General features: G+C 59.9%; 5 protein-coding genes. 4 read left to right on the forward strand and 1 reads right to left on the reverse strand.

Features of this window, described 5'->3' with window-relative positions; all coding sequences use genetic code 11:
* Nucleotides 1–711: 711 nt before the first annotated feature.
* The 4 genes from RSSM_RS21040 (at nucleotide 712) to RSSM_RS21055 (ending at nucleotide 8,036) form a co-directional block, all read left to right on the forward strand.
* Nucleotides 712–5,580, forward strand: a complete 4,869-nt coding sequence (locus tag RSSM_RS21040) for a tandem-95 repeat protein (RefSeq protein WP_008683628.1) — start codon at nucleotides 712–714, stop codon at nucleotides 5,578–5,580.
* Nucleotides 5,581–5,757: 177 nt separating this feature from the next.
* On the forward strand, nucleotides 5,758–6,078 hold the full coding sequence (locus RSSM_RS21045) for an HU family DNA-binding protein (RefSeq protein WP_044303187.1): 321 nt from the start codon (nucleotides 5,758–5,760) through the stop codon (nucleotides 6,076–6,078).
* A 281-nt stretch (nucleotides 6,079–6,359) separates the two neighbouring features.
* Nucleotides 6,360–7,199 (forward strand): hypothetical protein, encoded by an 840-nt coding sequence (locus RSSM_RS21050; RefSeq protein WP_201767220.1) that lies wholly within the window; start codon nucleotides 6,360–6,362, stop codon nucleotides 7,197–7,199.
* On the forward strand, nucleotides 7,200–8,036 hold the full coding sequence (locus RSSM_RS21055; RefSeq protein ID WP_063709105.1) for a DUF374 domain-containing protein: 837 nt from the start codon (nucleotides 7,200–7,202) through the stop codon (nucleotides 8,034–8,036). It begins immediately after the preceding gene.
* A 338-nt stretch (nucleotides 8,037–8,374) separates the two neighbouring features.
* On the opposite strand, the gene RSSM_RS21060 is transcribed toward RSSM_RS21055, so the two are convergent.
* The gene (locus tag RSSM_RS21060) at nucleotides 8,375–9,883 is read right to left on the reverse strand and encodes a Gfo/Idh/MocA family protein (RefSeq protein ID WP_008683633.1); all 1,509 of its coding nucleotides are present in this window, start codon (nucleotides 9,881–9,883) and stop codon (nucleotides 8,375–8,377) included.
* Nucleotides 9,884–10,125 lie beyond the last annotated feature (242 nt).

Below are 10,125 nucleotides of genomic sequence, written 5' to 3' on the forward strand. Positions count from 1 at the left end.
ACCCTGTGTGGCCTCGGTCTTGGAAAGACCGAGCTACGTGAGCCGAACGGCCGTAAGGCCTCGGGTCGAAACGCCAACCGATTCCCCAGCCCCAAAACGCCCAAAACCCGAGTGCTCACGCACTGCGGCTCACCTTGGCGAATGGCTTCCACTTTCGCCAAACTTCACACGCGTTCACTAATCCTCCACGCGATGGCTCGGTCGTTGCGAATCTTCATGAGTGGACACCCTCAAAACAGGTCCGTTTGGGAACCTATTTCGTTTCCCAAACGTCAATATCGGTAAGGTCGGCACAGCGGTCGTGCGTTGCATATTTAGCGTCCGTGTCCTGAAATCAGCGGTGGGTTCGTTCGAAAAGATTGGCAAAACCACGCGTTCCTGACGTTAATGGGCCAATTCTGGCTCCGCCGAAGGTGTGTCGGGACCGTTGCCGTTTTGGCAATCTCTGCGGATTAGCCCGCCGTGGAGGATTTCCGGCCACCGCGCCGATTAGGCCGAGTCGCCGGAATGGCGAGGCGACAACGCCTGTGCCGAAAAACCTTGTTACCGCGACCGCTCCTGGTCGACTTTTCCGATACATCCTGCTTTTCCGATTTTGCCAACGGATCGACGGCTGCCTCCGTCGAACGCCGTCACCGAAACAGCACGACCGACCATGATGAAATGTTCGGGCAATGCAGGCCACCCACTCCCCGCAACCAACGCTCGCTGATGAACCTCGCTCAAAAACTACGCCAACGTCTCGCCCGCATGGTCGCAATGGACGCTGCCGGACGCGGTGATCAGGCCAAGATTTCGGCTGACCGCGGTCGCTTGCTGCTCGAAACGCTCGAGGGCCGTCAGATGATGGCCGGTGACGTGGAACTGTTGTTCACTGACCCGACGGCTCCCGCGGAAAACGTTGCCGCGTTCACCGACGAATCGTCGACCGATACATCTTCGACCGACCGCGGTTCGTCGAATGTCGAGGCCGAAGGCGAACCGGGCCTCGACCTGGTCGAATTGGCGAAGTGGTTGGACCAAACCGGATTCGAATTCTACGGTGCCGATTGGTGCCCGGCCTGCACCCAACAGAAACAACTTTTCGAAGACGGTGCCCAATATCTTCCGTTCACCGATGTCACGCTACCTGACGCCACTCGGTCGCAAGACCCACAGTTCGCCAGCCTGGAGATTACCTCGTATCCGACCTGGATTTTCCCCGACAACTCTCGACACGAAGAGATTCTGACGATCGAGGAATTGATCCAAGCAAGCGGTTTCGTTAACCCGACTGACGAACGGCCGACGTTCGCCGAAATCGGTGACCAAACGGTTGCCATCGGTTCGCCGCTGCATATCCCGGTTGACGGTTACGACGCCGAAGGCGGCCCGCTCACCGTCACTGTGTCTGTCGCCAACCCGTCGCTCTTGACGGCGGAAGTGATTACGGGCAACCGATCGCTGCGGCTGGACATGGACGGCTACGGCGACATGGTGTTTGAACTGTTCGAACAACGAGCCCCTGTTGCCGCGGGACGTGTCGCAACGCTCGCCGAGAGTGGCTTCTACGATGGGATCATCTTCCACCGTGTCGATGGTGACTTCGTGATCCAAGCCGGCGATCCCGGTGGTACCGGAACCGGTGGTTCGTCGCTGGGCACGTTCGACGACGACTTCCATCCTGACCTGCAGCACAACCGAACCGGTGTGTTGTCGTTCGCCAAATCGTCCGACGATACCAACAACTCGCAGTTCTTCGTCACCGAAACGGACGCCCGGTTCCTCGACTTCAACCACTCGGTGTTCGGCCAGCTTGTCGAGGGCGAAGACGTCCGCGAGGCGATCAGCCAGAACCACACCGATAGTAACGAAAAGCCGACCAACACGGTCACGATCAACAACGCCACGATCTTTGAAGACACCGAAAACTCGGTCGTGATGTTGAAAGCACTCGGCGCAACCGGAACCACCAACGTCACGTTCACCATCACCGACCAAGACGGCAACCAGTATCAAGAAGTCGTCGAGGTGACCGTCACCGAAGACCTCAGTCTCCAGGGCGTGCCGATCGACAGCCAACCGTACCTGCAGCCGATCGCCGACCCGATCTTGGCCAACGGAAACGTCGCGCAGTTGCAACTCGAAAGCGTTGACGTTGAAGGCGACCCGGTCAGCTACTTCATCGGCGGAACCAGTTCGAGCGAAGTAACCGCGGTCGTCAATCCGACCACCGGATTGGTCGAAGTCACCGCCGCGGACGGCTTCACCGGTGACGTGAATGTCTCCGTCGGTGTGTTCGCCACATCGGGTGCCGGCAGTGCGTCGGACACTCAGGTCGTCACATTCACGTTTGACGATTCCGCCATCCTCGCACCGTCCTCGATCGACCTGCGTTCCTCGAGTGACTCGGGATCGAGTTCGACCGACAACGTCACCAACATCGGATCGTTGACCTTCGACATCACCGGAGTGACGTCCGGGGCGACCGTGCAAATTATTGATACCTCTGACAACTCGGTCATCGGTGTGGGTGTCGCCACGGGCAGCACCATCGCGGTGACAACCAACAACTTGTCGGCGATGGGGCAGGGCAGTTACACGTTGGCCGCCCGCCAAGTGATCGACGGAACCGCCGGGCCGCTGTCCTCCTCGATCACGGTCCTCTATGACACAACCGCGCCGACGTTCGATGTCAACAACATCAAAACCACCGGCAACGCCAACACCGCCTACACGACCGATTTGGTCAGCGCCGAAGAAGGCAGCGGCGTGACCTACGCGTTGTCCACGTTCCCCACCGGCGCGACGATCGTGGCGAACACCGGGGTGATCAATTGGACACCCTCCGAGGCCAATATCGGCAGCAATGACTTTACCGTCACGTTGACCGACAGCGCCGGAAACGTCCGCACTGAGTCATTCTCCGTCACCGTGGCCGGCGAACCGCTCGCGGGTATCAAAGTCGAAGCGACGGACCTCAACGGTAACGTCATCACGTCGCTCGACGTCGGCGACACGTTCCTGCTGCGTTTCTACGGTACCGACGAACGCGAACGGGGCAGCCAAGGCGGTATCTTCGCAGCCTACGCCGACATCGTCTTCGACGGCACGCTCGTCCGCGCCGTCCCCGGGTCGAGCATCGATTACGAAACCACATTCGGCGTGACCCGATCAGGTACGATCGGCACCGGATTGATTGATGACATCGGGGCCGTCAGCAGCAGCACCGCTCCGACCAACGAAGTCGAAACCCTGATCGCGACGATCGAAATGGAAGCCCTCGCGGCAGGAACAGTCAACTTCGTCACCGACCCCGCCGATGCGTCCAACCGCGAAGTGTTGCTGTACTTCAACAACAACAACATCCCTGCCGATGCGGTCGACTACGGAAGCGTTTCGCTCGCAATCGGTCAATCGTTCACCGCGATCGCCGACACCTACACCGTCGTCGAAGACAGCGGCGCGACCGTGCTCGACGTGCTCGCCAATGACACCGTCACGTCCGGATCCGGTTCGCTCTCGGTGGTCAGCGTGACCCAGCCGACTAGCGGCGGAACCGTGTCGCTCAACAACGGCGATGTCACCTTCACCCCAGCCACTGACTTTGTCGGAACGGCCGAATTCACCTACCGAGTTTCCGGCCCCGGCGGCGTTCAAGAATCGGTCCCGGTTACCGTGACCGTCACCGGAACCAACGACCCACCGGTCGGTGTCGACGACACGTTCATCGTGGACGCCGACTCCAGCAATAACTCGCTCGACGTGCTCGCCAACGAAGCGTCTACGGCCGAGGAAGGCGAAACGCTCACCGTCACCGGCGTGACCACGCCGAGCAACGGAGGCACGGTCACCATCGCCAGCGACGGATTGTCGGTCAACTACACACCGCCGGCATCGTTCGTCGGTACCGACACGTTCGAATACACACTCAGCGACGGCACGAGCACGGACACCGTTTCGGTCACCGTCACGGTGAACCCGACGGACAACCCGCCGACCGCGAACGACGACACGTTCCCCGCGTCAGGCGATCCGGCGATCAACGAAGACGCCGCCCAAGCCAGCTACGACGTGCTCGCCAACGACACGCGAGACACCGACAACCAAACGTTCGAGATCACCGCCGTCGGAACGCCATCGGCCGGCGGAACCGTGTCGATCGGCAACAACGGCAGCACGCTGTTGTACCAACCGGCAGCCAACTTCAACGGAACCGAAACGGTCACCTACACCATCCGCGATACCGGCGGTGGACTCGCGACCGCGACGGCGACCTTCGTCGTCACCAGCGTCAACGACGCACCGCCGATTTCGGGCGGATCGATCACCTTGGTGAAAGGCTCGACCGCGCAAACGGTGCTGTCGATTTCTGACCTTCCCGACAACGTCGACACAGACGAAACACTCAGCTTCGTCGACCTGACCAGCCCGAGCAGCGGCACCGCCACGGTCTCCAGCGACGGACAGTCCATCCTGTTCACTCCCGCCGACGCCGACTTCACCGGCGAAGTCACCTTCGACTTCTTCGTCGAAGATTCAAACGGACTCAAGAGCGGTCCGGCGACGATGACCGTCACCGTTGCCGACTACGAACTCCGTGCGATCGACATCCAATTCCGCAGCAGCACGTTCGGATTGCTCAGCGGTGACCTGTCACAATTCACGCTGACCGGCACCGATGTTCTGAACCAAGCGGTTACGCTGCCACTCAACGACAGTTCCGTGTTGGTGACCGCCAACGGCATCAGTGTTCCCAACCTGCTGCCGGGATCGTACCAACTCAACATTCCCGCAGTGCCGTTCCTGCATAACGGAGACGACGCCCAAACGATCGAGATTGAAAGCGAAGTGGACGAAGGCGATGAGTCCATTGAACTCAACCTCGGTTCGGTCAAAGCGGCGTACTACAGCGTCTCGGATTGGTTCGGCTCGGCACCTCGGTTGGCCGTGCTCGCCGCCGTCAGCCCCGGAAACTCAGCGGTCTTCGCACAGGCCTCCACCGCCGCACTCGACATCGTCTCGGACATGGACGTGCAGCTCAACGATGACGGAACCGCGGTCACGGTGAGCGGAATGATCCCGGCCCCATCAGGATCGACCGACACCACACCGGTCGCCGGCAGCCTATCGGCCAACGTCGTCGACACGACCGTCGTCGGTACCCGTGGCGAAGCCGGTGACATGCGTCTGGTTCTCATCAGCCTCGAAAATAGCGCCGGCGAATTGAACCTGTCGGAATCCAGTACTACCGCGGCCGCGGTTGCCGCCGCAGCATCGTCCATCAACGACGTCTTCGTCCCCGAAGGTGAACCACTTTCGCAGGCCGAACTCGCGACCCTCGAAACGACCCCGACCGACGATTCGGACGATGACTCCACGAGCGAACCATCGGGCGAACCGATCGGCATCGGAGAGTCGATTTCACAGTCGTCCGGCACGTCCACCACCGCGAACGTTGACGCCGCAATGAACGATGTTTCGGAGACTTTGGAGGTGATTTCGCCTGCCGGAGACCGTGTCGCGGAGCAGACCTCCGAAGGGGTCCAAACGTTCACCGAAGCGGTGGATGAGGTCTTGACAAACGCAGATGCGACCTAATTCGGGGGGTGCGAGGGCCCAATTCGACGAAAACACGTAAAAACACGTGGTTTTTGTCGGTCAGGAGGGTTGCAGGTTTTCCGGTGCCGACATAACACTTGCACCCGCTACGAAGTGGAAACGATTTTGATTTCCCTCGTTTTTCCTGTCTCAGTATCCAATTTACAGGTGCAGCCCATGCCCGCAGCCATTCCACCCAAAGCGCCCACAAAGACCCAAATCCTTGCCAACATCGCTGAAGAAACCGAGTTGAGCAAGAAAGACGTTGCCGCCGTCCTGGACGCGTTGGCAGCCGAAATCGAAAAGTCGCTGAAGAAGGGTGGGCCCGGCCAATTCGCAATCCCTGGACTCTGCAAAATCGTCCTCAAAGACGTTCCAGCTAAACCCAAACGAAAAGGTCGTAACCCAGCCAACGGCGAAGAGATTTGGCTCGCGCCGAAGCCGGCCAGCAAAAAGCTGACGATCCGCCCACTCAAGGGCCTCAAAGAAATGATCTGATCCGGCGAACGGATCCTGATCTTTGCTCGTTGAAGCATTCTCGAACGCACTCGACGACCAACACGCCTGCCTTCCTCTCGACAACGAGACGGAAGGCAGTTTCATTCTGACCTAGAGACCATCGCCGCGATTTGTTATTGACCTGTTTTCGGTCTCTTTTGCGACGCCGCGGTGACGTCATGAATCTCTTTCTTATTGCCAACCTCGAGAGCCGTCTTTCGCGCCACGAAAGTCGACGGCCTACCGTTTCGAAACGGTCCTCACGCAGCAACGTCGCTCGCATGAGTCTCGCGCTGGCGGTCGCTCTCATTTGGCTCGCGGCCATCCCTGGACAGTGCTTGAACGCACAAGATTCTCCAGCAACTCGCCCAAATCCGATCGCATCGAGCGATCCTTTCACGCCCGCGCGTCCGGCCAGCTATCGCTCCCCCGCCACACCAACGGGTGCGTGGATGGCGATCACGCATATCTATCAGGGTGACCACCCCGCCCCCGTCGACACGCATCACGTCGTGTATGAAAACGGCTCCTACTACGATTTTTCGAACGACGAAAGTCAACCGTGGACGATCTTCGACTTGCAGGCCTCACGGGTGATTCTGCTCGACCGGAAACGACAACTCCGGACCAGCGTCCCGACGAAAGATTTGATCCAACTCGCCGCACGTGCTGAAGCCGAGATTACCGATCCGACCGACCGAGACCGATACGGAATGGACGCCGTCCCTTCTCGCACCAACGAAGGTCAATTCAGTGTCTCGTATGCCGACACGGTTTACCGCGTTACTGGCATTCGCCCCGACGTGCCCGCCTTGGCCGTTGAGTACGGGCGTTTCGTCGATTGGGCGTGTCGACTGAATGTCGCTCGACCGCGTGGCGTTCCCCCGTTCGCCCGCATGAAGCTCAACGCGGTGATGACGTCCGCCAAGATGCTGCCTGTCGAAACCGCCGTCACCCTCACGCGACATATCGGTGCCGATCGCACGCCCGCAAAGATTCGACTGCGATCAACGACGACGATCGACCGTCAACTCACCGATGCAATGACCCAACGAATCAACGACGCGAAATCCATGCGTGTCCTTTTCCAAGAGATCCCGTGGGATCAATACGAGCACTGAATGAACCACCCCATCGAGCGTGTCCCCGAGTCCTCTCTCTCGGCGAGTTCACCTCCCCAACCGAACCACAGACCGACTGAGCGTTCCTCTCGAAACCGTGCTGCCAAGCCGCTCTCCATCAGGAAACGGTTGGAACTCTTCGGCCTGCGTTGGTTCTTCACGCTGATCCGTCGCACCGTGCGAATCCGCGTCGTCAATGATCGCCGCGATCAAATTCGGTACCACTCCGATCGACAGTTCATCTACGCGATCTTGCACGCTCACCAAGTCGCCGCGACGGCATTGTCCGACCCGAACACCGGCGCCCTGGTGTCGCGGTCGCGTGACGGTGACCTGATCGCACCGTTGTTGGAATCCTGTGGCTGCGTGCCGATCCGCGGCAGCAGCGGCCGGGGCAGCAAAGGAGGAGCCTCAGCGTTGGCTCAACTCATCCGCCACTGCCAACAAGGCCACCCCGCCGTCATCGCTGTCGACGGCCCCAAGGGCCCACGTGGGAAAGTCCAAAAGGGAGTAGCCATGCTCTCCCAAAAAGCCAACATTCCCATCCTACCGGTCGTGCTCGTTGCTCGGCGGCGATGGCTGTTCGCGAAAGCATGGGATCGGATGCAGTTGCCGATCCCGTTCTCAAGATTGGACTGCCGTTTCGGCGACCCGATCCAAGTCCATGAGCATGACGACCTCGCCGCGATCGCCAGCCAAATCGAAACGTCTCTCGAGCAACTCGAACGCGTCGAAGACCCCACCGAAGCCGCGATCGCTAGGCAGCGACAAGACGAACGTGCCCAAACAAAGCCGTCGGTCGCCCCAGCCAAAACGCCCACCAAGCAAGCCGCCTAAGCCCACGGGCCGATCCGCTCCGCCGATCCCCTCGCGCTCCCAAAACGTAGCCGGAGTTCCCAAGACTATCGGGAATTCAGCAGCGATTAGCGATTAGCTCATAGCTGTTGGCTCTTACCACCACGCTTCCGCCCGGGCTTGTCCCGGCGGAGCAACAACTGACAGCTACCAACTCAACACAAAACGCCCCCGATCTCCGTCCGGGCTCGCCCCGGCGGAATCAACGCCCTCCTTCCCACGCTCCCCCTCGTAGCCGGAGTCGCCAAGACTTCGGCTCTATACCAAAGCCCGCCTGAGCTCTGGCGAGCCCAGCCACGCGCAGCTCTCGACAACCAAACCTAGACGGCTGGCTTGATCTCATACCCGCTGCGGTATTCCCGACGCAGGTACGGGTTGGCCAGCTCCGCGTGCTCGCCCACAAAACGCTCCGTCGCCGGATCATGTTGCAACATCGGGCACGAAACCAAATCGTCCACACTCGCACCAAAGCCAGCCAGCGGCGCCGTCATCTCATCCAACACCGCTCGCCACTGAGACAGATCGCTCGCGCGGTTCAACTGCTCCGCATCAAACGCCCCACCGGCACGGAAGGCGACGTTGGCGAGGTTGCACCATCCGGTACTGTGATGGCCGTTCTCAACCGGCGCCATCAGAATGCTCGCGTCACGACTTTGCACCGCATCGACAAAGTTACTCACGTGCAACGGCACCGTCGACTTGCCCGATCGGAACGTGCGAATGGTCTTGCCATCCTTGTCGAGGGCTTTCCCGCCGCCACGTTGCCCCAGATACGTTCCGCCTTCGCAGACCACCGCGTAGCCGCTATTGGGCGCAGAAACTGACATCTGTCCCTTTGTCGACCAAACGCCTTTGACACCCGGTTTCGGCGGCAAATTGCTCAGCGCGATCACAGTTGGAAACGTTTCCGTTTCAAACAACGCGAAGTGAACGTTGGGCGTCTCGCCGGCATCATTCCAACCGATCCGACCACCGCCGCAGACGATCCGGCTCGGTGTCGACACGGTGTCTTGGTACGCCACGTTGCGAATGTCATCGAGGATGTGAACGCCCCAGTTACCCATCTCGCCGCTGCCGGTATTCCAATCCCAGTGCCAGTCATAATGAAGGTTGTTGCGATAGAGCGGTTCGTCCGCCGCCGGGCCCAACCACAAGTCGTAATCGAGACCAGCCGGTGGCGTCAGCGGCGTGTCGCGTTTGCCGATCGAACCACGCACACCGAGTCGGTTCGCTTGCACGTACTTGACCTCACCGAGAGCTTTCTCGCCGTGGAGAAACTCACGCGCTTCCATCTGAATCGGATCGCTGCGTTGTTGCGTTCCGAGTTGCACGATCCGTCCGGACTTCTGCGCCGCCAACACGACCTGACGACCTTCCCACTGGGAATGCGACAACGGCTTTTCGACATAGACATCTTTGCCCGCGTCGATCGCCCAAATCGACGCCAAACAGTGCCAGTGGTTGCAAGTCGTGATCGCAACGGCATCCACGTCATCCGAATTCAACGCCGTTCGCAGGTCGGTCACCGCTTTCGCGCCGTACTTCGCAGCCAGCTTTTCGGCACGTCCTTTGTCCGGATCAGCAACCATCACCAACTTCGCGTTCGTGCAATTGTCGATCGAACGAGCGATCTCGCCACCACGGCCACCCGCGCCGAGAAGAGCCATCCGCACCTCCTCGTTCGCCGCCGCCCGAGCCACGCCCGGCATCGCCGCGGTTCCAATCCCAAGAGCGGCGAAACGAAGCAATTGACGACGGTCCAAACCAGACTGACCGGCGGAAGGTGTTTGGGAAGCAGCAACGCGTTGAGCGAAACGGAGGGATTTCATGAAATGAAACTCAGGCAAAGGTGGGAAGTTTGGAAGGTAACGGCACACAACGCACCGATCCCCAACACATCAATCCAAGCAACACGCAGTCGCGGGCAGTGCATCGACGCCGGTGGAGATGCCCGCATTTTATTCGAAAGCGACCACCGATGTCATAGGCACCTGCGAGCGATTAGCTATTAGCTATTAGCTATTAGCGATTAGCCATTAGCCATTAGCCATCGACTCCCCAGCCCACACAT

Origin of the sequence: Aporhodopirellula sallentina SM41, from assembly GCF_000346505.1 — a bacterium.
GTDB lineage: Bacteria > Planctomycetota > Planctomycetia > Pirellulales > Pirellulaceae > Rhodopirellula > Rhodopirellula sallentina.

Coding starts and splice junctions, on each gene's coding strand:
- RSSM_RS21040 (WP_008683628.1), top strand. CDS start 712: ATGAACCTCGCTCAAAAACTACGCCAACGTCTCGCCCGCATGGTCGCA.
- RSSM_RS21045 (WP_044303187.1), top strand. CDS start 5,758: ATGCCCGCAGCCATTCCACCCAAAGCGCCCACAAAGACCCAAATCCTT.
- RSSM_RS21050 (WP_201767220.1), top strand. CDS start 6,360: ATGAGTCTCGCGCTGGCGGTCGCTCTCATTTGGCTCGCGGCCATCCCT.
- RSSM_RS21055 (WP_063709105.1), top strand. CDS start 7,200: ATGAACCACCCCATCGAGCGTGTCCCCGAGTCCTCTCTCTCGGCGAGT.
- RSSM_RS21060 (WP_008683633.1), bottom strand. CDS start 9,883: ATGAAATCCCTCCGTTTCGCTCAACGCGTTGCTGCTTCCCAAACACCT.